The sequence below is a fragment of the Pseudomonas sp. 1 R 17 genome (assembly GCF_900067035.1).
GTDB lineage: Bacteria > Pseudomonadota > Gammaproteobacteria > Pseudomonadales > Pseudomonadaceae > Aquipseudomonas > Aquipseudomonas marginalis.
In genome coordinates this window covers 173,716-194,403 of sequence record NZ_FKLB01000018.1, presented here as the reverse complement: position 1 = coordinate 194,403, position 20,688 = coordinate 173,716, and the positions used below count along the sequence as shown (strand labels likewise).

Sequence of the window (20,688 nt, the reverse complement as noted above, 5' to 3'; positions counted from 1 at the left end):
GGGGATAAGCATGTCTCGCGTCGCTAAGAACCCCGTTAAGCTGCCAGCCGGTGTCGAAGTCAAATTCGCAGGCCAACAGCTTTCGGTGAAGGGTGCCAAGGGCACTCTTGAACTGAATATCCATTCGTCCGTTGAGATCGTTGAAGAAGCTGGTGAGCTGCGTTTCGCTGCTCGCAATGGCGATCAACAAACTCGCGCAATGGCTGGTACCACGCGTGCGTTGGTAAACAACATGGTCCAAGGTGTAAGCCAAGGCTTCGAGCGTAAGCTCCAGCTGGTCGGTGTTGGTTACAAAGCGCAAGCAAAAGGCACGGTTTTGAACCTGGCCCTTGGCTTCTCGCACCCAGTGGATTACGAACTGCCGGAAGGCATCACCGCTGAGACTCCTAGCCAGACCGATATCCTGATCAAGGGCATCGATAAGCAACTGGTAGGTCAAGTGGCTGCTGAGATCCGCGACTTCCGTCCACCAGAGCCGTACAAAGGCAAAGGTGTGCGCTACGCGGACGAAGTCGTCCGTCGTAAAGAAGCCAAGAAGAAGTAGGGCATAGCAAATGACCGACAAAAAAGTTACTCGACTGCGTCGCGCTCGCAAAGCACGCCTGAAAATGCACGAACTCGAAGTCGTGCGTCTCTGCGTGTTCCGCTCGTCGCAGCACATCTACGCCCAGGTCATCTCGGCCGACGGCAACAAAGTCCTGGCCAGCGCCTCGACTTTGGATAAAGAACTGCGTGATGGTGCCACTGGCAACATCGACGCGGCCACAAAGGTTGGCCAGCTGGTCGCTACGCGTGCTAAGGCCGCTGGCGTCTCGCAAGTGGCTTTCGACCGCTCTGGCTTCAAGTACCACGGCCGCGTTAAAGCGCTGGCTGATGCTGCTCGTGAAGCTGGGCTGGAGTTCTAAGTTATGTCAAATAACGACCAAAAGCGCGACGAAGGCTACATTGAGAAGCTGGTTCAAGTTAACCGCGTAGCCAAAACCGTTAAAGGCGGCCGTATCTTCACTTTCACCGCGTTGACCGTGGTGGGTGATGGTAAAGGGCGTGTTGGCTTCGGCCGTGGCAAGTCACGTGAAGTGCCTGCTGCGATCCAGAAGGCAATGGAAGCTGCTCGTCGCAACATGATCCAAGTTGATCTGAACGGCACCACGCTGCAGTACGCAATGAAGTCCGCTCACGGCGCTTCGAAGGTGTACATGCAGCCTGCTTCTGAAGGTACCGGTATCATCGCTGGCGGCGCTATGCGTGCTGTCCTCGAGGTTGCTGGTGTTCAGAACGTTCTGGCCAAGTGCTATGGCTCGACTAACCCGGTAAACGTGGTTCACGCCACTTTCAAGGGTTTGAAAGCTATGCAATCTCCTGAATCCATTGCCGCCAAGCGTGGCAAAAGCGTCAAGGAGATCTTCTGATCATGGCTACCGTTAAAGTAACGCTGATCAAAAGCATGACCGGCCGCATCCCTAACCACAAATTGTGCGTTAAGGGTTTGGGTCTGCGTCGCATCGGTCACACTGTAGAAGTCCAGGATACTCCCGAGAATCGCGGGATGATCAACAAGGCTTACTACATGCTGCGTGTCGAGGGTTAATCGATGAAACTCAATGATCTGAGTCCAGCGCCGGGTTCCCGTCGCGAAAAGCATCGTCCGGGCCGTGGTATCGGTAGCGGTTTGGGTAAGACTGGTGGCCGCGGCCACAAAGGTCAAACCTCCCGCTCCGGTGGCACCATTGCTCCAGGCTTTGAAGGCGGTCAACAGCCGCTGCATCGTCGCCTGCCTAAGTTCGGCTTCGTTTCCCTGAAGGCCATGGACCGCGCAGAAGTGCGTCTGTCCGAGCTGGCTAAAGTGGAAGGCGACATCGTTACTGTGCAGACCCTGAAAGATGCCAACGTGATCAACGTCAACGTACAGCGTGTGAAAATCATGCTGTCCGGTGAAGTGACTCGCGCTGTCACTATCGGCAAGGGAATCGGCGCCACCAAAGGTGCGCGTTCGGCTATCGAAGCAGCTGGCGGCAAGTTCGAGGAATAAATGGCTAAGCAAGGTGCTCTCTCAGCGCTCGGCAAAGGCGGTATGTCTGAACTTTGGGCTCGTCTGCGTTTTCTGTTCCTGGCGATTATCGTCTACCGAATAGGCGCACACATCCCGGTTCCAGGTATCAACCCGGACCGACTCGCAGACCTGTTTCGACAGAATGAGGGGACCATTCTTAGCTTGTTCAACATGTTTTCTGGCGGTGCGCTGGAACGGATGAGCATTTTTGCACTGGGGATCATGCCGTACATCTCGGCATCGATCATCATGCAGCTGATGACCGCCGTCAGCCCGCAGCTGGAGCAGTTGAAGAAGGAAGGTGAAGCTGGCCGTCGCAAGATTAGCCAGTACACCCGCTACGGCACTGTCATCCTCGCCCTGGTTCAGGCTATCGGCATGTCCGTTGGCCTGGCGGGGCAGGGTGTTGCGTTCACTGGTGACTTTGGCTTCCATTTCGTCGCGGTATCCACGTTTGTGGCTGGTGCGATGTTCATGATGTGGCTGGGTGAGCAGATTACTGAGCGTGGTGTTGGTAACGGTATCTCGATGTTGATTTTCGCAGGTATCGTCGCCGGTCTTCCGAGAGCAATCGGGCAGTCTTTCGAGTCTGCACGTCAGGGTGATATCAATATCTTCGCCCTGGTTGCCATCGGTTTGCTGGCAGTAGCGATTATCGGTTTTGTGGTGTTCATTGAGCGTGGCCAGCGTCGTATTGCTGTTCACTACGCCAAGCGTCAGCAGGGCCGTAAGGTTTTTGCTGCGCAGACCAGCCACTTGCCGCTGAAAGTGAATATGGCCGGTGTTATTCCGGCAATTTTCGCGAGCAGCATTTTGCTGTTTCCGGCTTCGTTGGGTACCTGGTTTGGTCAGTCTGAAAATATGGGCTGGCTGCAGGACCTCTCTCAGTCGATCGCTCCTGGTCAGCCGTTGAATATTCTGCTGTTTAGTGCAGGGATTATTTTCTTCTGCTTCTTCTATACGGCGTTGATGTTCAATCCGAAAGACGTAGCGGAAAACCTGAAGAAGTCCGGTGCCTTTATTCCGGGTATTCGTCCAGGTGAGCAGTCTGCACGCTACATTGATGGCGTTCTGACTCGTTTGACCCTGTTCGGTGCTCTATATATGACGGCCGTGTGCTTGTTGCCCCAGTTCCTGGTGGTTGCAGCAAACGTTCCGTTCTACCTTGGCGGGACCTCGTTGCTGATCGTGGTCGTGGTTGTGATGGACTTCATGTCCCAAGTACAATCGCACCTCGTTTCGCACCAGTACGAATCCCTGATGAAGAAAGCCAACCTGAAGGGTTACGGCAGCGGCATGTTGCGCTGAGTACCCATAAGGTTCGAGGAGTTGGTGATGAAAGTTCGTGCATCGGTGAAAAAGCTGTGCCGTAACTGCAAGATTATTCGCCGCGAAGGTGTTGTTCGAGTAATTTGCAGCGCGGAACCGCGTCACAAACAGCGCCAAGGCTGAGTGTGATCCGCTTGAAGCCCGGCAGCTAGTGCGCTGCCGGGTTGATTATTTGTTATTACAGCGATATTATCTCGCGCCCTATTTCTTGGCTTCCGGGGCGTAGGTAGCTGTCAATTGGAGTCCCACTGAATGGCCCGTATTGCAGGCGTTAACATTCCAGATAACAAGCACACTGTTATCTCGCTGACCTACATCTATGGTGTTGGTCGCACTACTGCGCAGAAAATTTGCGCAGTTGCTGGGGTAAACCCAGCCGCTAAGATCAAGGATCTGAGCGACGAGCAGATTGAATTGCTGCGTGGCGAAGTGGCGAAGTTCACCACTGAAGGTGACCTGCGTCGCGAAATCAACATGAAAATCAAGCGTTTGATGGACCTCGGTTGCTATCGCGGTCTGCGTCATCGTCGTGGTCTTCCAGTACGCGGTCAGCGTACCAAGACTAACGCGCGTACCCGTAAAGGTCCGCGTAAGCCGATCCGCAAGTAATCGCCCCAGCGAATCGACAGGAAAATTATCATGGCAAAACCTGCTGCTCGTCCTCGTAAAAAAGTTAAAAAGACAGTGGTTGATGGCATCGCCCACATCCATGCATCTTTTAACAACACCATCGTGACCATCACCGACCGTCAAGGTAACGCGCTTTCTTGGGCTACCTCCGGTGGTTCGGGTTTCCGCGGTTCCCGCAAGTCCACCCCGTTTGCTGCTCAAGTAGCTGCTGAACGTGCTGGTCAAGCTGCGCTGGAATATGGCCTGAAAAACCTCGACGTTAACGTCAAAGGTCCAGGTCCAGGTCGTGAGTCTGCTGTCCGTGCTTTGAACGGCTGTGGCTATAAGATCGCCAGCATCACCGACGTGACGCCAATCCCGCACAACGGGTGCCGTCCGCCGAAGAAGCGCCGCGTGTAATCCAGGAGATTGTAAAGAATGGCTCGTTACATTGGTCCAAAATGCAAACTCGCTCGTCGCGAAGGCACCGATCTCTTCCTGAAGAGCGGCGTGCGCGCGATCGAATCGAAGTGCAACATTGAAGCAGCACCTGGTATCCACGGCCAACGCCGCGGTCGCCAGTCCGATTACGGCACCCAACTGCGTGAAAAGCAGAAGGTCCGCCGTATCTACGGCGTTCTCGAGCGTCAGTTCAGCGGCTACTACAAAGAAGCTGCTGGCAAGAAAGGTGCAACCGGTGAAAACCTGCTGCAACTGCTCGAATGCCGTCTGGACAACGTTGTATACCGTATGGGCTTTGGTTCGACTCGTGCCGAATCCCGTCAGCTGGTATCGCACAAGTCGATCAGCGTTAACGGTCAGACCGTAAACGTTCCGTCCTACCAGGTTCGTGCTGGTGACGTGGTCGCAGTTCGCGAGAAAGCAAAAAACCAACTTCGCATTGTCCAAGCTCTCGATCTGTGTGCCCAACGTGGCCGCGTAGAATGGGTAGAAGTAGACACTGAGAAGAAGTCGGGCGTTTTCAAGAACGTTCCTGCTCGCAGTGATCTGTCCGCCGACATCAACGAAAGCCTGATTGTCGAGCTCTACTCCAAGTAAGGGCTAGAAAATAGGTGCATCCATGCAGATTTCGGTAAATGAGTTCCTGACACCCCGCCACATTGATGTGCAGGTTGTCAGTCCAACCCGCGCCAAGATCACTCTCGAGCCTCTCGAGCGTGGTTTTGGCCACACCCTGGGCAACGCGCTGCGCCGCATCCTGTTGTCCTCAATGCCCGGCTGTGCAGTAGTCGAGGCCGAGATTGACGGTGTGCTCCACGAGTACAGCGCCATCGAAGGTGTACAGGAAGACGTAATTGAAATCCTGTTGAACCTTAAAGGTCTGGCTATCAAGCTGCACGGCCGTGACGAAGTTACGCTGACCTTGTCGAAGAAGGGTTCGGGGGTGGTTACCGCTGCCGATATTCAGCTGGATCATGATGTCGAGATCGTTAACCCCGATCACGTAATCGCTAACCTGGCGTCTAACGGCGCCCTGAACATGAAGCTCACCGTAGCTCGTGGTCGTGGTTATGAACCGGCCGACTCGCGTCAGAGCGATGAAGACGAAAGCCGCAGCATTGGTCGCTTGCAGCTTGACTCTTCGTTCAGCCCGGTTCGCCGTATCGCATACGTGGTGGAAAACGCCCGTGTCGAGCAGCGTACTAACCTGGACAAGCTGGTTATTGATCTGGAAACCAACGGTACTCTGGATCCTGAAGAGGCTATCCGCCGCGCTGCAACCATTCTGCAACAGCAGTTGGCTGCGTTCGTCGACCTCAAAGGTGACAGCGAACCAGTGGTAATCGAGCAGGAAGACGAGATCGATCCGATCCTGCTTCGCCCGGTTGACGATCTGGAACTGACTGTACGTTCGGCTAACTGCCTTAAGGCGGAAAACATTTACTACATCGGCGACCTGATTCAGCGTACCGAAGTAGAACTGTTGAAGACTCCGAACCTGGGCAAGAAATCCTTGACTGAAATCAAGGACGTTCTGGCCTCCCGCGGTCTGTCCCTCGGCATGCGCCTCGACAACTGGCCGCCTGCAAGTCTTAAGAAGGACGACAAGGCGACTGCCTGATCGTCGTAATCACCGAACGTGAGTTTGGTAAGGAATGAACCATGCGTCATCGTAAAAGTGGTCGTCACCTGAGCCGTACCAGCTCGCACCGCAAGGCCATGTTTCAAAACATGGCGGTGTCGCTGTTCGAGCACGAGCTGATCAAAACTACACTGCCGAAAGCTAAAGAACTGCGTCGCGTTGCTGAGCCGCTGATCACTTTGGCCAAGACAGACAGCCTGGCTAACCGCCGTCTGGCTTTCGACCGTACTCGTTCGAAAGCTATCGTTGGTAAGCTCTTCAACGACCTGGGCAAGCGTTACGCTACCCGTGAGGGTGGCTACCTGCGCATCCTCAAGTGCGGTTTCCGCGCTGGCGACAACGCGCCTATGGCGTACGTCGAGTTGGTTGATCGTGCTACTGCCGGCGAAGCTGTAAGCGCCGAGTAAGACGACAAGCTGTAACGAAGAACCGGGCCTAGTGCCCGGTTTTTTGTGCGCGTAACAAAAGCGCGATTTGTACAAGCTTCCTCAGATAGCGCTCAGCACTATGTGCGCGGGGGTATTGTTAGTTATTTTCTATTGAAGCTTACAATTTAATGAATTTGTAGGTGTCATGTTGATGGTCAATACTCCCTCCAAGCCGATTAGCCGGCAGTTCCAAGTCCGACCTGAGGAAAATTGAGCATGAGCCAGAATAAAATCCTTACCACCGCCAGCGGCGCTCCCGTTGCGGATAACCAGAATTCCCGTTCAGCCGGCCCGCGCGGCCCGCTGCTTCTTGACGATTTTCACCTGATCGAGAAACTTGCCCATTTCAACCGTGAAAACATCCCTGAGCGTCGCGTACACGCCAAGGGGTCGGGTGCCTACGGGACCTTCACGGTCACCCGGGACATCACCCAGTACACCAGCGCCAAATTGTTCGAATCCGTTGGTAAGCAAACTCCAACGTTCCTGCGTTTCTCCACTGTGGGGGGGGAGCGTGGGTCGGCGGACACAGAGCGCGACCCTCGTGGTTTCGCCTTGAAGTTCTACACCGAAGAAGGTAATTGGGACATCGTGGGTAACAACACACCGGTGTTCTTCATACGCGATCCGCTGAAATTCCCAGATTTCATCCACACTCAGAAGCGGTTGCCGCAAAGCAACCTGAAAAGCGCGCAAATGATGTGGGACTTCTGGTCGCACTCTCCAGAGGCGCTGCACCAGGTCACCATTCTGTTTTCGGACCGTGGTATTCCCGATGGCTACCGTCATATGCACGGCTTTGGCAGCCACACCTACAGCTTGATTAACGCCAGCGGCGAGCGGCACTGGGTGAAGTGGCACTACAAAACCAAGCAAGGCATCAAGAACCTGGCACCGGCTGAAGCGGCCCGTTTGGCCGGTACTGATCCTGATTACGCCCAGCGGGATCTGTTTGGTGCGATCGAGCGCGGTGACTTCCCGAAATGGCGGGTCTGTATCCAGATCATGACCGAGGCCCAGGCGAACGCCCATTACGAGAATCCGTTTGATGTGACCAAAACCTGGTCGCAGAAAGAATTCCCGTTGATTGAAGTGGGTGAGCTGGAACTTAACCGCAACCCGCAGAACTACTTCGCTGAAGTAGAGCAGGCTGCATTTGGCCCAAGCAACATGGTTCCAGGCGTTGGCCTGTCGCCAGACCGTATGCTCCAAGGTCGGGTTTTCGCTTACGCAGATGCTCACCGCTACCGTGTGGGTACCAACCACCAGCAATTGCCGGTGAATGCTCCGCGCAGCCCGGTCAACAGCTACCAGCGTGATGGCTCAATGGCATTTGGCAGCAATGGTGGTGCGACTCCGAACTACGAACCGAACAGCTACGCCGAAGCACCCAAGCAAGCGCCTCAGTACGCCGAGCCAGCGTTGGCTTTGAGCGGTGCAGCTGATCGTTACGATCATCGCGAAGACACCGATTACTACAGCCACGCAGGTGCGCTGTTCCGCCTGATGAATGATGAGCAGAAAGCACTGCTCACCAATAACATCGCTGGCGCAATGAGCGGTATCTCCAGTGATGTGGTCCAGCGTCAACTGCGGCACTTCTATAAGGCAGATCCTACTTATGGAGAAGCAATCGCAAAGGCACTGGGTGTATCGCTTAACTGACTCTAAACGATAAGCAGAACCGCCCTCATTTGGGCGGTTTTTGCGTTATTTCAGCTACTTTTCTGCGGAAATCTTCACTTTTCTGCCGTTAGTCCCGTGACCTCCGAGTCAGCATGGTTCAAACTACAGACTTTCAAGCAGGGAGATGTAGGGCGATGCAAGGTCACCCCGACGTAATCGATTACCTCAACACGTTGCTGACGGGCGAACTGGCAGCTCGTGATCAATATTTCATCCACTCGCGCATGTACGAAGACTGGGGTTTTACCGAACTCTACGAGCGTATCAACCACGAAATGGAAGAAGAGGCACAGCACGCCGATGCACTGATGCGTCGTATCCTGATGCTCGAAGGTACGCCACGTATGCGTCCCGACGATCTGGATGTGGGTACCAGCGTACCTGACATGCTTGCAGCCGATCTTCGTCTTGAATACAAGGTGCGTGCCGCTCTCTGCAAGGGCATCGAGCTCTGCGAGCAGCACAGCGACTTCGTCACGCGGGAAATCCTGCGCGTGCAGTTGAACGATACCGAAGAAGATCACACCTACTGGCTGGAAAAGCAGTTGGGCTTGATCAAGCTGATTGGCCTGGAAAACTACCTGCAATCGCAGTTCTGATTTCCTACAAAAAAGCCCCTGTCACTTCAGCAGTGACAGGGGCTTTTTATTGGGCCTGATAAATCAGGCCCGGTCGCGCGCCAGCAATGGCTTCAAGTAGTAACCCGTATGCGATTGTGGCATCTCGGAGACCTGCTCCGGCGTACCCACCGCGATGATCTGGCCGCCCTTGGATCCGCCTTCCGGCCCTAGATCCACCAGCCAGTCGGCCGTCTTGATCACATCCAGGTTGTGCTCGATCACCACCACGGTGTTGCCGTGATCACGCAAGCGGTGCAACACATCCAGCAATTGCTGAATATCCGCAAAGTGCAGGCCAGTTGTCGGCTCATCCAGGATATACAAGGTCTTGCCCGTATCGCGTTTGGACAGCTCGCGAGACAGCTTCACCCGCTGCGCTTCACCACCGGACAACGTCGTCGCCGACTGCCCCAACTTGATATACGACAGGCCCACATCCATCAGCGTTTGCAGCTTGCGCGCCAACGCCGGAACGGCATCGAAGAACACACGGGCTTCCTCGATGGTCATCTCCAGGGTCTCGTGGATGCTCTTGCCCTTGTACTTGATTTCCAGGGTTTCGCGGTTATAACGCTTGCTCTTGCACACATCGCACGGCACGTAGATGTCCGGGAGGAAGTGCATCTCCACCTTGATCAGACCATCGCCCTGGCACGCTTCACAGCGACCACCCTTGACGTTGAACGAGAAGCGGCCTGGCCCGTAGCCCCGTGAACGGGATTCCGGCACGCCAGCAAACAGCTCACGAATAGGCGTGAACAACCCGGTGTAGGTCGCGGGGTTGGAGCGCGGTGTGCGGCCAATCGGGCTTTGGTCGATATCGACCACCTTGTCCAGGTGTTCCAGACCCTTGATGCTGTCGTGCGCGGCGGCTTCCAGGGTGGTAGCGCCGTTCAAGGCGGTGGCACTCAAGGGGAACAGCGTGTTGTTGATCAGCGTCGACTTACCTGAGCCGGAAACGCCGGTCACGCAGGTCAGCAGGCCCAGTGGTATTTCCAGGTCAACATTGCGCAAGTTGTTGCCGCGCGCGCCCTTGAGGTGCAACGCCATCTTCTTGTTGCGCGGTGTACGCTTGGCTGGCACTGCGATCTTCACGCGGCCGGACAGGTACTTGCCGGTCAACGAGTCGGGATGTGCCATTACCTCGGCAGGCGTGCCCTCGGCGACAATATGTCCTCCATGTACGCCGGCGCCTGGGCCAATATCGACCACGTAGTCCGCCAGGCGAATCGCATCTTCATCGTGCTCGACCACGATCACCGTATTGCCGATATCCCGCAGGTGTTTCAGCGTGCCCAGCAGGCGATCGTTGTCCCGCTGGTGCAAACCAATCGAAGGCTCATCGAGGATGTACAACACCCCCACCAGGCCGGCACCAATCTGGCTGGCCAGGCGAATTCGCTGCGCTTCACCGCCGGACAACGTATCTGCGCTGCGATCCAGCGACAGATAGTCCAGGCCAACGTTAACCAGGAACTGCAGGCGCTCGCGGATCTCCTTGAGGATCTTGTCGGCAATTTCCCCACGGCGCCCGGTGAGCTTTAGCACACCAAAGTATTCACAGGCATCGCCGATCGGCAGGTTGGTCACCGCCGGCAGCGTCTTCTCACCCACCCATACATGCCGCGCCTCACGACGCAGGCGAGTGCCCCGGCAATCCGGGCAAGGTTGGGTGCTGAGGAATTTCGCCAGCTCTTCGCGCACACTCGCCGATTCGGTCTCGCGGTAGCGGCGTTCCAGGTTGGGGACAATGCCTTCGAACGGGTGGGAGCGCTTGACGATGTCGCCACGGTCGTTCAGGTACTTGAAGTCGACGTTCTGCGAGCCGCTGCCATTGAGGATGACTTTCTGCTGGTCTGCCGGCAGTTGGTTGAAAGGTACTTCAAGGCTGAACTTGTAATGGGACGCCAACGACCCGAGCATCTGGAAGTAGTAGACGTTACGCCTGTCCCAGCCGCGTATCGCGCCCTCCGCCAATGTCAGGTCGCCGTTGACCAGGCGCTTGATGTCGAAGAATTGCTTCACGCCCAGGCCATCGCAGGTCGGGCAGGCCCCGGCCGGGTTGTTGAAGGAGAACAGCTTGGGCTCCAGCTCGCTGATGGCGTGGCCACAGATCGGGCAGGCAAAGCGCGCGGAGAAGATGATCTCTTCACCCGGCTCATCATCCATCGGTGCCACCAGGGCAATGCCATCCGCCAGCTTCAACGCGGTCTCGAACGATTCGGCCAGACGCTGTTGCAGGTCGGCCCGCACCTTGAAGCGATCGACCACGACATCAATCGAGTGCTTCTTCTGCTTGTCGAGTTTCGGCGCTTCGTCCAGCTCATAGAGCTTGCCGTTGATACGCGCACGTACGAAACCTTGAGCACGCAGCTCTTCGAATACAGAGAGGTGTTCGCCCTTGCGCTCGCGAATCACCGGCGCCAGCAGCATCAGCTTGGCACCTTCCGGTTGGGCCAGTACCAGGTCGACCATCTGGCTGACGGTCTGGGCTTCCAGCGGAATGTCGTGGTCCGGGCAACGGGGGATACCCACCCGCGCGTACAGCAGGCGCAGGTAGTCGTAGATTTCGGTGATGGTGCCCACGGTGGAACGCGGATTGTGGGAGGTCGACTTCTGCTCAATGGAAATCGCCGGCGACAGGCCTTCAATGGTGTCGACGTCCGGCTTTTCCATCATCGACAGGAACTGACGGGCATAGGCCGACAGCGATTCCACATAGCGCCGCTGACCTTCGGCATACAGCGTGTCGAACGCCAGGGACGATTTGCCGGAGCCGGACAAGCCGGTGATGACGATCAGTTTGTCCCGGGGCAGGGTCAGGTCGATGTTCTTCAGGTTGTGGGTTCTAGCCCCACGAATCAGGATCTTGTCCAAGATGGCCTCGCACGGCGGGCGTAAATAATGCAGGAGTATACGGCTAAAGACTGGATGAATATACACTGTCAAAGTGCCGGGTGCAGCCTTACATGAAAGCTGCGCGGCAAAGCGCCGCATATACCCTCTCAATCGATGGGACTGGTAGAATCGCCGCCGGTTCACACGAGGTTTTTCCATGCACGATCCCCACAGCGAACGCATGAGTAGCGGCGAGACCCGAGCAGCAAGCGGTCTGGCCCTGGTGTTCGCGTTCCGTATGCTTGGCATGTTCATGGTGTTGCCGGTACTGGCGACCTATGGAATGGATCTGGCAGGCGCGACCCCCGCACTGATCGGCCTGGCGATTGGCGCCTATGGCCTGACCCAGGCGATTTTTCAGATCCCGTTCGGAATCATTTCCGACCGGATTGGCCGGCGCCCGGTGATTTACCTCGGGCTGATCGTGTTCGCCCTCGGCAGCGTGCTCGCGGCGCAATCCGATTCGATCTGGGGCGTGATCGCCGGGCGCATCCTGCAAGGCGCCGGGGCGATTTCCGCTGCCGTCATGGCGCTGCTCTCCGACCTCACCCGCGAGCAACACCGGACCAAGGCCATGGCCATGATCGGTATGACCATTGGTCTGTCGTTCGCCGTGGCCATGGTCGTGGGCCCATTGCTGACGCGTGCCTTTGGCTTGCACGGCCTGTTCCTTGCCACCGGCGGCATGGCGTTGTTCGGGATCGTGATCGTGGCCTTCATGGTGCCGCGCTCCACTGGCACGTTGCAGCACCGTGAGTCGGGCGTCGCACGCAAGGCCCTGTTGCCGACGCTCAAGCACCCGGATCTGTTGCGCCTGGATTTAGGTATCTTCGTCTTACACGCAATGCTGATGTGCAGCTTCGTCGCCTTGCCCCTGGCGCTGGTGGAAAAAGCCGGGCTGCCCAAGGAACAGCACTGGTGGGTCTACCTCACCGCACTGCTGATTTCGTTCTTCGCCATGATCCCGTTCATCATCTATGGCGAGAAGAAACGCAAAATGAAACGAGTTTTGCTCGGTGCCGTCGCGACATTAATGCTCACTGAACTATTCTTCTGGCAGTTCGGCGACAGCCTACGGGCGCTGGTTATTGGCACGGTGGTGTTCTTCACCGCGTTCAACCTGCTGGAGGCTTCATTGCCTTCGCTGATCAGTAAAGTTTCACCGGCCGGCGGCAAAGGCACGGCGATGGGGGTGTATTCCACCAGCCAGTTCCTTGGCTCGGCGCTGGGCGGCATCATGGGCGGCTGGATGTTCCAGCATGGCGGTTTGTCGGTTGTGTTCCTCGGATGCGCCGGGCTGGCTGCACTTTGGTTGGCCTTTGCTGTTACCATGCGCGAACCTCCCTACGTCACAAGCCTGCGTTTGCCGCTATCGCCTGAGGCGATCCGTGAAAGCGGTCTGGTAGAGCGCCTGAAGGCAGTCGTAGGGGTAACAGATGCAGTCGTGGTCGCTGAAGAGGCGGCCATTTACATCAAATTGGACACCGAATTATTGGATCGCGCGACGCTCGAGCAACTGGTCAACCCAGTGCCGACAGCGCGCCCAGCATAGGAGAACGTTATGGCCCGTGGGGTTAACAAAGTCATATTGGTCGGTACATGCGGCCAGGATCCCGAAGTTCGCTACTTGCCTAACGGTAACGCCGTGACCAACCTGAGTCTGGCGACCAGCGAACAATGGACCGACAAGCAGACCGGCCAGAAGGTCGAGAAAACCGAATGGCACCGTGTGTCGATGTTCGGCAAGGTCGCAGAGATCGCCGGTGAATACCTGCGCAAAGGTTCGCAGGTCTACATCGAAGGCAAGCTGCAAACCCGCGAGTGGGAAAAAGACGGCATCAAGCGTTACACCACTGAAATCGTGGTCGACATGCAAGGCACCATGCAACTGCTGGGCGGCCGTCCACAGGGCGACCAACAAGGCCAGGGCGGTATGTCCAACTCGGCACCGCGTCCACAGCAGACGCGTCCGCAGCCAAGCCAGCAGCCACAGCGTGAGTCGCGTCCAGCACCGCAACAGGCCGCTCCGCAACCGGCTCCGGATTTCGACAGCTTTGATGACGATATTCCGTTCTAGGATATCGCTCGGCGCAATCCGTATAGCTTTCCCAAAAAGCCCCGTGAGCCCTGCTCTCGGGGCTTTTTTGTAATTTCGTGATGCATGAAGCTGCACCCGCAACGGATTAAATGACGGGATGGAACGATCGCCGGCCCTGGCATTTGTCTCCGGGGGCCACTCGATTTAGGCTGTAACCCACTTCCACAGAACAAGGAGAGCCGCGATGACCTGGTCTGCCAAGCAATACACGATGTTTGAACAACAACGCACTCGTCCGGTCCGTGACCTGGTCGCGGCCATTCCGAATACCGTGGTGCACACAGCGGTGGACCTGGGTTGCGGCCCCGGCAACTCCACCCAGGTATTGGCCGAGCGTTTCCCGCAGGCGCAGGTGACGGGCCTGGACAGTTCCGACGACATGCTGGTCGACGCCCGCAAGCGCCTGCCCGCGCTGAACTTTGAGCTGGCGGACATCGGTGCCTGGAGTCCGTCGCAGACATTCGACGTGATCCTCGCCAACGCCTCGCTGCAATGGCTGCCAAACCACGCCACGCTCTATCCGCATCTGGTCGACCAGTTGGCGCCTGGCGGCACGCTCGCCGTACAAACCCCAGACAACCTCAATGAACCCGCCCACCGGCTGGCACGCGAAGTGGCGGCAGATGGCCCATGGGCGGCAAAGATCGGCGCGTTCCAACACAATGAGCGCCACTCGGTGAGCTACTACTACGAGTTGCTGAGCCAACACTGCAGTACCGTGGATGTGTGGCGCACCACGTACCAGCACCCGCTGGCGGATCATGCCGCTGTGGTGGAGTGGTTCAAGGGCTCGGGCTTGCGACCCTTTCTCGCGCCACTGACCGATAGCGAAAAAGCCGCTTTCCTACAGGAATACCAGGCGCGGATTACACAGGCTTATCCAGCACTAGGCGATGGCACCGTATTACTGCCCTTCCCGCGCCTGTTTATCATCGCGACCCGCTGACGGCACAGAAGCAAGCAGCGCTTACGCCGCTGCTGCCTGCGCCTTCAAATACTCATCCGCTGACACTACGCCCGCGTAGCCAAATGCCAACGACGCCATATACGCGCCATGCACCTGCGCCGCCGGAATCACCTGCCCATTGAACTCCAGATCGCGGGTGGCACATGCGTCATGAATCACCGTGACCTTGTAGCCCAGGTCCGCTGCGGCCCGCACCACCGCATCGATGCACATATGGCTCATGCTGCCGACCACCACCAGTTCGGTGATGCTGCGCTGTTCCAGAAGGGCGCGTAGAGGGGTTTCGCGGAACGCATTCACGAAATGTTTAAGCACCACCGGCTCGCTGCCCTCGTTCAGCACCTTGGGGTGCAAATAGGCACCCTCAGAGTTCGGCGTGAAAAACGGTGCATCCTCGGACGTGAACTCATGGCGCACATGAATCACTGCATCCCCGTTCTGGCGAAACGCCTGGAGCACCTGCGCAGCCTTGTCCGCGGCGGCGTCCACGCCATCGAGCGGCCACTTGCCTTGAGGGAAGTAGTCGTTCTGGATATCGATTAGGATGAGCGCTTGCTTGGCCATGGGTATTGCCTCGTGATGGGTTGATGGGGCCAGTATGTTAGCTGGCGCCGGAGCGGGGGATTGGCTGCACCGACAATAACAGGGGGAAAACTGACAATGGCGGTTGTTGAGCTGGGCGTGTTGATCTACCAGGGGGCGCAGTTGGCAGCGGTGCATGGGCTGACCGATCTGTTCGGTGTCGCCAACCGGATCGCCGCCGAGCATCAATCCGCACAACTGCCGTTGCTGCGGGTGAGCCACTGGCAGGTAGATGGCCATGGCACACCCACGCGGGTATTCGACAGCTACCCAGGGCCTGAGCAACCGATGATGGCGGTGCTGGTGCCGCCTTCAATCGGCGAGTTCACCGAAGACCAGGCGCCGCCCGCACTGCTCGAGTGGATTCGCCAGCAACACGCTGCAGGCACCGTGCTCGGTGGCGTGTGCATCGGTTCGATCCTGCTGGCGCGCAGCGGTCTGTTGGACGGGCGCAGCGCCACCACCCATTGGTCCTCAGCCAAATCCTTCGCGACCCGTTATCCGGCTGTACGCCTTGAGGCGGATAAACCGATCGTCGATGACGGCGACCTGATCACCACCGCCGGGCTGATGGCCTGGTCCGAGCTGGGCCTGCGCCTGGTCGACCGCCTGATGGGCCCCAGCGTCGCTGCCGATACCGCGCGTTTCCTGGTGATCGAGCACAGCGACAGTGCCAGCCAGTGCGGCAGCAACTTTGCGCCGATCCTCAGCCATGGCGATGCGGCCATCCTCAAGGTCCAGCATTGGTTGCAAGCCAGTGGCGCGGTGGATGTGTCCGTGGCCGCCATGGCGCAAGAGGCGGGGTTGGAAGAACGCACGTTCCTACGGCGTTTTCGCAGTGCCACGGGATTGAAACCCACCGAATACTGCCAGCATTTACGTGTCGGCAAGGCGCGGCAAATGCTGGAGTTCACCACCGCCACCATCGACCACATCGCCTGGACCGTGGGGTATCAGGACCCTGGTGCGTTTCGCGCCACCTTCAAGAAGATCACCGGTTTGGCACCCAGTGATTACCGCAGCCGTTTTGGCGTGTGAATCGTGCAGAACGCCCCACGGTCAAGGTGGTGTCGTGCAGAATAATACAGGCCAACTGCTATCGCTTTTTGCGCAAGCGATTGATTTCAAAGGCATCACTTTTGAACCTGCCTTGGCCTGATCCCTGCAACCTTCCACCCACACACATGGCGGGATGGCCAAGGGGGATGCATGACCCCGACTCAACGCAAGAAATGGGTAGTCGCTCACTCCACGCGAGAGGGCGCTCCCCGGCATGAAGTCGAAACCAACCGAGCCCTTGCGCGCTGGCTGGCACAAATCCTTGGGCTCAAGTACGGCGGTGATTACGATCCACGCAAACACGCCGGCCGTGAGCGCTACCTGCTTCCCACGCAAACGCTGATTGGCCCTGCACAGGCGCGGGCCCTTGATATCAAGGGCCCCGAAGACCTGTGGGGCGGTTATGTGGAGCATGATTTCATCGGCACCAAAGCCATCAGTCACGGCCTGCTGGGCCCGGACGCTGCAGCCCCCGAAGGCTGGTCGCCCTTGTTCTGCGAGCGCGTGCGCGACGTTGTGCTTTTATATGACAATTCTGATTGTGCACAGTACGCAATAGCTGCGTGAAAAAAATTTGCCCTTACTGCCATTTTATATGTAGCAGCAGTAATTGCACATAATGCATAGCCATAGAGTGAATGGCACAGGAGTAGTCGGATGAGAGTGGTGGTGGTCAATCAGCGAAGGTTAGACCTTGGGGAGTCCCTCCTGAACGAGGATGGCCCTGTAGTCTCTGGTGAGGAGTCCGTCGTAGGTGCGGCGCTGTTCGATGAGAACGAGTGCATAGTCCCGTTGGTTTCGGAGTTCCTGACTAATGCAGCCAAAGACCACTCCCTAGCGTTCCAGTCCGTCGGAACCTATGGCCGCAACATTGGCTACTTCCTGACCCACATTCGACGCCAGGGGGCCTACCAGCACCTCAGCCATGATGAGGCGTTGCTAACGGTCAATCGACTCACCATCGCCCAGTATCTTGAGCACCTGCGCAACGTTGAGGGTCTCGACTCCACGACTATCCGCAACCGTGACGCGTGCCTGCGGACGTACATAAGCGGCTTCCTCTGTGTCGCACAGAATGACAGTCCTCCCCTCAGGACGACTGATCCCTATTCGTTGGGATTCATCTCTCCAAAACCCAAGCGGAGGCTGGTGAATCCTTGCTCCCTGAGTGACCTCAAAGTACTGATGCTCCGGTCGCGCTATGAGCGTGAAAGGCTATTGCTGCAGTTCATTTTTGATAGCGGTGTGCGGAGGTCAGAGGTTGGTCGAGTGACTGCCGGTGCGATCAATACAGCGCTGGCATTTGCGACGTCCAACTTCATTTGCGATGGCAATGAGATGCCCATCAAGCCCGAGTACTGCCCACTCTATATCCATGGCAGCAAGGGCTCAGGCAATGAAGAGAAGCCGCGCTGGGCGCTGGTGAGCCGCATTACGCTGGAACGGGTCAAAAAATACATGGCGTCGCCGCTGTATCGCAAATATGCGCGTGGTTACGTACATGGTGAGGCGCCCTGCTTCTTTAATGCAGAGGGGCGCAGGTATACAGCCGATGCAATTAGTCAGCTCCTCAGGCGCCTGTCTGAAAAGGCAGTGGCGAAGCGGCTGATCTCCAAGAGCATTTCTCCTCACAAACTCCGGCATGGTAACGCTTACGCCATTCTCAATAGTCCAGATCTCGGATCCGACTTCGTTGAGCGTCTTGTGATCACTCAGAAATCTCTGGGGCATGCCCGCACGGAAACTACTGAGGTCTACACCCAGGTTCCCCATGACCTTTACAAGGTTCTCTCGGCTGAGACCGGTGAAGTAATCACTCGCGCCACTTTCATGGCTGAGCTGTACTCGCAAACCAAGCTGAAAATCGATTTGGCGGCAAAGAAATGACAAATTTTGAATCTTTTTCCAAAGACAGCTTGGTTGCGGTTATTCAAGGCTTTCGTAATGAGCCCATGGGTTACTACGATGTAAGGTTCGCGGTAAGGACTATGAAGTCCGATTTGCAACTGTGCCCCTCGTTTTGCGAAGAGAAGGGCCTGGATATGGGGGCTGAGCCTTTTCAGGAGTTTGAGGCTGCAGTCATTCATGAAATGCTGGATCGCGACATCATCATCAAAGGTGAAACCGCCGCTGCTTGTAACTGGCGCCTTAGGATTCTTGGTTGGTTCAACCGCCTGACAGATGAGCAGAAGCTGGCATTGCCGGTCATTAAAAACAGTGTGAATTATCGCCGCGCTGTAAAGACCATTCCAGGTATGAAGAGCATTGATCGTGCGATGGAGCATCATCATGGTGCGCGGCTGGCCATGGATTATGTCAATTCTGAGCTCAAGCGTTTGGGGGGCATTGGCGATACCTACCTGACTCAAAAGGAAAAGAAGCGTCTTCAGCAGGAGGCTGTGGCTAAACGTCCAGTTGGCCGTTTGTTGGAGCTTGCGAAGCTACAGGGTGTGCCAGTTAAGTCCCGTGACGACATTGTTGAGCCGAGCGCCGAATCGCCATTCGCCAACCTGCTGCACCTGTTCGCGATCGCTTCACTGACTGCTTCCAGTGAGTCGGGCATGAGCAATCATCAGCTCTCCTTCCAGTGGGTTGTGGGAATGCTCACCAATGCAGGGAAGACCGGTACCGAGTCGTTGGAGCAGATCCTAGATCAGTACCTCCTGTCTCGATTTCGGAACCATCTCCAGCAGAAGATCTTGTCGAAGGAGTGCTCACCGGCCTCTGCCAATACTCTGCTGAGCGCTTTGCGTAAGACTTTCAAAGTGACCCGTGACATCGTTGGGCTGGAGCACATTCGGTACGTAGATGTGCAAGGGTTCAGTCCTGACCGTGCCACTAACAACTACCGGCCCTACAGCAAAACTGAGCGGGCGCGAATCGCTGAAATCATCGACAAGGACATCCTCTACAACGAAGGCCTGATGAAACCCTACGTGATGTCAGGTGTGGGGGAGGATCCCCTTACTCCAGAGGGCACCATCAAAAATGGGTGGGGGAAGATCGATAACGCTCGATGGATTTTCGAGAATCGCCTTGGGTGCCGGGTGGTTACCGCCACGGAGCTGACCCCGGATTCCCACTACGAGCGAGCCTTTCTTAAGATCATGGGGCAATCGCAGGATGGGTTGCGGGGCACTATTGAAAGCTGGGGTGTGATGTGGCGTGTCGACACTGCCATCCTTGCGCCCTATGTCATCAAGCTGGCCCAGGTGACCGGCCTCAACGCTGACTCGGTCAAGACCCTGGATCTCGATGATTTCGTGAAGTCCCATCCAGCAACCGGGCGTCCGTGTCTGCGTTACTGGAAAGAGCGCTCAACGGGGGAGAAGCTCTACCATCTTGATCTGTTCCACGCGGAGATTACCTGGCTGACCACATCCCAGGCATCCGAAGTCGCGAAGATTTTTGACGCGGTAGAACGACTGACTGCTGGTATTCGTGAGCAGGCCGAGCCTGAAATTCGCCCTAAGCTGTTCATCTTCCAAGGCACTGGTGGTCTGGGTTATGGCGAGATCAAATCCTTGGAAAGTGCCAAGTCAGCAATCCTGAATAATATGTTCGCGGCGTATGTCACTCGTCGGGGGCTTCTGGATGACCAAGGTGAGCGTCTAAGCATTACCTCGGCCAGGCTGCGTCCGAGCTTTGTCAGTGAGCTGATCGAGCAGGGCGTGTCTATTCGGGAGATTCAGTTGATCCTTGGCCATGCACAGATCACTACAACGATCGGCTATCTGGACAGCCTGGACTTCAACCACATCGCTAGGCGCAAGCTTGATGTCGCCCTGAAGGATCTGCACGGCGATGCAATGGAGGAGAAGCTCACCGAAGCTGAGCTCGAAGAGCAACGCCGGAAGGTCAGGCCTCAGCCCAAGAATGAAGGGGTGATTTTCAAGACACCTTTGGCTTCCTGTGCCAACGTTTTCGATCCCCCGGATTTCGTCAAAAAGCTGAGCTCTTACGTGCCGGGCCGTCCGTGCTCGCTATACAACATGTGCCTTGGCTGCGACAACGTCCTGCTGACCGTTTCCGACCTGCCCGAGCTGTTCGCGATGCAACGTGACTATCTAAAGCTGACCACCGTATCCCGCATCATGGATACCCCATATGGTCGAGTGGTGCGAGAAAACCTGGCTCTGCTCGATGGCATTTTGAATCCAGCGCTATCCGATTTTTTCCCAGAAGAATTGGAGAATGCCAAGCGACTGTCCGAGTTTGTCGAAACCACAATTTTGGTTGATGGGGTGAGCCTGTGAGC

The 20,688-nt window shown here is 56.7% G+C and carries 22 protein-coding genes and 1 pseudogene; 21 read left to right on the top strand and 2 right to left on the bottom strand.

Translation table 11 applies throughout. The annotated features are described in order from the left end of the window. Nucleotides 1-10 precede the first annotated feature (10 nt). The 14 genes from rplF (at nucleotide 11) to bfr (ending at nucleotide 8,805) form a co-directional block, all read left to right on the top strand. Nucleotides 11-544: a 50S ribosomal protein L6 gene (gene rplF / locus BFP99_RS02970; protein WP_003176412.1), complete on the top strand. Its 534-nt coding sequence runs from the start codon at nucleotides 11-13 to the stop codon at nucleotides 542-544. A gap of 10 nt (nucleotides 545-554) precedes the next feature. Further along, on the top strand, nucleotides 555-905 hold the full coding sequence (gene rplR / locus BFP99_RS02965) for a 50S ribosomal protein L18 (protein WP_003186037.1): 351 nt from the start codon (nucleotides 555-557) through the stop codon (nucleotides 903-905). A 3-nt stretch (nucleotides 906-908) separates the two neighbouring features. Then, on the top strand, nucleotides 909-1,409 hold the full coding sequence (rpsE, locus tag BFP99_RS02960; RefSeq protein ID WP_003186035.1) for a 30S ribosomal protein S5: 501 nt from the start codon (nucleotides 909-911) through the stop codon (nucleotides 1,407-1,409). A gap of 2 nt (nucleotides 1,410-1,411) precedes the next feature. Beyond that, nucleotides 1,412-1,588, top strand: a complete 177-nt coding sequence (gene rpmD / locus BFP99_RS02955; RefSeq protein ID WP_003176408.1) for a 50S ribosomal protein L30 — start codon at nucleotides 1,412-1,414, stop codon at nucleotides 1,586-1,588. Between the two features lie 3 nt (nucleotides 1,589-1,591). Beyond that, nucleotides 1,592-2,029, top strand: a complete 438-nt coding sequence (gene rplO, locus BFP99_RS02950) for a 50S ribosomal protein L15 (RefSeq protein WP_003176407.1) — start codon at nucleotides 1,592-1,594, stop codon at nucleotides 2,027-2,029. After that, nucleotides 2,030-3,358, top strand: a complete 1,329-nt coding sequence (secY, locus tag BFP99_RS02945; protein WP_003176406.1) for a preprotein translocase subunit SecY — start codon at nucleotides 2,030-2,032, stop codon at nucleotides 3,356-3,358. A 27-nt stretch (nucleotides 3,359-3,385) separates the two neighbouring features. Then, nucleotides 3,386-3,502, top strand: a complete 117-nt coding sequence (gene rpmJ / locus BFP99_RS31665) for a 50S ribosomal protein L36 (protein ID WP_002555468.1) — start codon at nucleotides 3,386-3,388, stop codon at nucleotides 3,500-3,502. 129 nt (nucleotides 3,503-3,631) lie between these two features. After that, entirely contained in the window at nucleotides 3,632-3,988 is a 357-nt protein-coding gene (gene rpsM, locus BFP99_RS02940) for a 30S ribosomal protein S13 (RefSeq protein ID WP_024077676.1), read from the top strand. 30 nt (nucleotides 3,989-4,018) lie between these two features. Beyond that, nucleotides 4,019-4,408, top strand: coding sequence for a 30S ribosomal protein S11 (gene rpsK / locus BFP99_RS02935; protein ID WP_002555466.1), 390 nt, complete (start codon nucleotides 4,019-4,021; stop codon nucleotides 4,406-4,408). 18 nt (nucleotides 4,409-4,426) lie between these two features. Next, nucleotides 4,427-5,047 (top strand): 30S ribosomal protein S4, encoded by a 621-nt coding sequence (rpsD, locus tag BFP99_RS02930; RefSeq protein ID WP_003176404.1) that lies wholly within the window; start codon nucleotides 4,427-4,429, stop codon nucleotides 5,045-5,047. A 22-nt stretch (nucleotides 5,048-5,069) separates the two neighbouring features. Beyond that, nucleotides 5,070-6,071 (top strand): DNA-directed RNA polymerase subunit alpha, encoded by a 1,002-nt coding sequence (gene rpoA / locus BFP99_RS02925; RefSeq protein ID WP_003176403.1) that lies wholly within the window; start codon nucleotides 5,070-5,072, stop codon nucleotides 6,069-6,071. A gap of 41 nt (nucleotides 6,072-6,112) precedes the next feature. Next, the gene (gene rplQ / locus BFP99_RS02920; protein ID WP_003176402.1) at nucleotides 6,113-6,499 is read left to right on the top strand and encodes a 50S ribosomal protein L17; all 387 of its coding nucleotides are present in this window, start codon (nucleotides 6,113-6,115) and stop codon (nucleotides 6,497-6,499) included. 237 nt (nucleotides 6,500-6,736) lie between these two features. Further along, nucleotides 6,737-8,185, top strand: coding sequence for a catalase (locus tag BFP99_RS02915; RefSeq protein ID WP_065946603.1), 1,449 nt, complete (start codon nucleotides 6,737-6,739; stop codon nucleotides 8,183-8,185). 155 nt (nucleotides 8,186-8,340) lie between these two features. Then, the gene (gene bfr, locus BFP99_RS02910) at nucleotides 8,341-8,805 is read left to right on the top strand and encodes a bacterioferritin (protein ID WP_017525959.1); all 465 of its coding nucleotides are present in this window, start codon (nucleotides 8,341-8,343) and stop codon (nucleotides 8,803-8,805) included. Between the two features lie 63 nt (nucleotides 8,806-8,868). On the opposite strand, the gene uvrA is transcribed toward bfr, so the two are convergent. Continuing rightward, nucleotides 8,869-11,703, bottom strand: a complete 2,835-nt coding sequence (gene uvrA, locus BFP99_RS02905; protein ID WP_065925355.1) for an excinuclease ABC subunit UvrA — start codon at nucleotides 11,701-11,703, stop codon at nucleotides 8,869-8,871. A gap of 178 nt (nucleotides 11,704-11,881) precedes the next feature. Between uvrA and BFP99_RS02900 the strand changes: the two genes are divergently transcribed. From BFP99_RS02900 to tam, 3 genes are all read left to right on the top strand, one after another. Then, the gene (locus BFP99_RS02900; RefSeq protein WP_015886131.1) at nucleotides 11,882-13,276 is read left to right on the top strand and encodes an MFS transporter; all 1,395 of its coding nucleotides are present in this window, start codon (nucleotides 11,882-11,884) and stop codon (nucleotides 13,274-13,276) included. Between the two features lie 9 nt (nucleotides 13,277-13,285). Continuing rightward, complete coding sequence (locus BFP99_RS02895; RefSeq protein ID WP_065925356.1) at nucleotides 13,286-13,801, top strand: single-stranded DNA-binding protein; 516 nt, start codon at nucleotides 13,286-13,288, stop codon at nucleotides 13,799-13,801. 205 nt (nucleotides 13,802-14,006) lie between these two features. Next, nucleotides 14,007-14,768: a trans-aconitate 2-methyltransferase gene (tam, locus tag BFP99_RS02890; RefSeq protein ID WP_065925357.1), complete on the top strand. Its 762-nt coding sequence runs from the start codon at nucleotides 14,007-14,009 to the stop codon at nucleotides 14,766-14,768. A gap of 21 nt (nucleotides 14,769-14,789) precedes the next feature. Here tam and BFP99_RS02885 read toward each other — a convergent pair whose 3' ends face one another. Beyond that, nucleotides 14,790-15,353 carry a cysteine hydrolase family protein gene (locus tag BFP99_RS02885; protein ID WP_065925358.1) on the bottom strand — a complete coding sequence of 188 codons (564 nt, stop codon included), beginning with the start codon at nucleotides 15,351-15,353 and terminating at the stop codon, nucleotides 14,790-14,792. Nucleotides 15,354-15,449: 96 nt separating this feature from the next. On the opposite strand from BFP99_RS02885, the gene BFP99_RS02880 reads away from it, so the two are divergent. The 4 genes and pseudogenes from BFP99_RS02880 to BFP99_RS02865 all read left to right on the top strand — a co-directional run bounded on the left by BFP99_RS02880 (nucleotide 15,450) and on the right by BFP99_RS02865 (nucleotide 20,686). After that, entirely contained in the window at nucleotides 15,450-16,409 is a 960-nt protein-coding gene (locus tag BFP99_RS02880; RefSeq protein ID WP_065925359.1) for a GlxA family transcriptional regulator, read from the top strand. Between the two features lie 171 nt (nucleotides 16,410-16,580). Then, nucleotides 16,581-16,952: pseudogene (locus tag BFP99_RS02875) on the top strand (DUF3182 family protein); the annotation flags it as partial. 135 nt (nucleotides 16,953-17,087) lie between these two features. Then, complete coding sequence (locus tag BFP99_RS02870; protein WP_065946602.1) at nucleotides 17,088-18,317, top strand: tyrosine-type recombinase/integrase; 1,230 nt, start codon at nucleotides 17,088-17,090, stop codon at nucleotides 18,315-18,317. Then, nucleotides 18,314-20,686 carry a tyrosine-type recombinase/integrase gene (locus BFP99_RS02865; protein ID WP_065946601.1) on the top strand — a complete coding sequence of 791 codons (2,373 nt, stop codon included), beginning with the start codon at nucleotides 18,314-18,316 and terminating at the stop codon, nucleotides 20,684-20,686. The genes BFP99_RS02870 and BFP99_RS02865 overlap by 4 nt, the downstream gene beginning before the upstream one ends. Nucleotides 20,687-20,688: the final 2 nt, after the last annotated feature.

Excerpts from the sequence above, each read along its gene's own strand:
- rpsE (WP_003186035.1), top strand. The coding sequence starts at position 909 with ATGTCAAATAACGACCAAAAGCGCGACGAAGGCTACATTGAGAAGCTG.
- rpmJ (WP_002555468.1), top strand. The coding sequence starts at position 3,386 with ATGAAAGTTCGTGCATCGGTGAAAAAGCTGTGCCGTAACTGCAAGATT.
- BFP99_RS02885 (WP_065925358.1), bottom strand. The coding sequence starts at position 15,353 with ATGGCCAAGCAAGCGCTCATCCTAATCGATATCCAGAACGACTACTTC.
- BFP99_RS02880 (WP_065925359.1), top strand. The coding sequence starts at position 15,450 with ATGGCGGTTGTTGAGCTGGGCGTGTTGATCTACCAGGGGGCGCAGTTG.
- BFP99_RS02915 (WP_065946603.1), top strand. The coding sequence starts at position 6,737 with ATGAGCCAGAATAAAATCCTTACCACCGCCAGCGGCGCTCCCGTTGCG.
- BFP99_RS02870 (WP_065946602.1), top strand. The coding sequence starts at position 17,088 with ATGAGAGTGGTGGTGGTCAATCAGCGAAGGTTAGACCTTGGGGAGTCC.
- rplQ (WP_003176402.1), top strand. The coding sequence starts at position 6,113 with ATGCGTCATCGTAAAAGTGGTCGTCACCTGAGCCGTACCAGCTCGCAC.
- secY (WP_003176406.1), top strand. The coding sequence starts at position 2,030 with ATGGCTAAGCAAGGTGCTCTCTCAGCGCTCGGCAAAGGCGGTATGTCT.
- BFP99_RS02900 (WP_015886131.1), top strand. The coding sequence starts at position 11,882 with ATGCACGATCCCCACAGCGAACGCATGAGTAGCGGCGAGACCCGAGCA.
- rpoA (WP_003176403.1), top strand. The coding sequence starts at position 5,070 with ATGCAGATTTCGGTAAATGAGTTCCTGACACCCCGCCACATTGATGTG.
- tam (WP_065925357.1), top strand. The coding sequence starts at position 14,007 with ATGACCTGGTCTGCCAAGCAATACACGATGTTTGAACAACAACGCACT.
- rplR (WP_003186037.1), top strand. The coding sequence starts at position 555 with ATGACCGACAAAAAAGTTACTCGACTGCGTCGCGCTCGCAAAGCACGC.
- rplF (WP_003176412.1), top strand. The coding sequence starts at position 11 with ATGTCTCGCGTCGCTAAGAACCCCGTTAAGCTGCCAGCCGGTGTCGAA.
- BFP99_RS02895 (WP_065925356.1), top strand. The coding sequence starts at position 13,286 with ATGGCCCGTGGGGTTAACAAAGTCATATTGGTCGGTACATGCGGCCAG.
- rpsK (WP_002555466.1), top strand. The coding sequence starts at position 4,019 with ATGGCAAAACCTGCTGCTCGTCCTCGTAAAAAAGTTAAAAAGACAGTG.
- rpsM (WP_024077676.1), top strand. The coding sequence starts at position 3,632 with ATGGCCCGTATTGCAGGCGTTAACATTCCAGATAACAAGCACACTGTT.
- rpsD (WP_003176404.1), top strand. The coding sequence starts at position 4,427 with ATGGCTCGTTACATTGGTCCAAAATGCAAACTCGCTCGTCGCGAAGGC.
- rpmD (WP_003176408.1), top strand. The coding sequence starts at position 1,412 with ATGGCTACCGTTAAAGTAACGCTGATCAAAAGCATGACCGGCCGCATC.
- rplO (WP_003176407.1), top strand. The coding sequence starts at position 1,592 with ATGAAACTCAATGATCTGAGTCCAGCGCCGGGTTCCCGTCGCGAAAAG.
- bfr (WP_017525959.1), top strand. The coding sequence starts at position 8,341 with ATGCAAGGTCACCCCGACGTAATCGATTACCTCAACACGTTGCTGACG.
- BFP99_RS02865 (WP_065946601.1), top strand. The coding sequence starts at position 18,314 with ATGACAAATTTTGAATCTTTTTCCAAAGACAGCTTGGTTGCGGTTATT.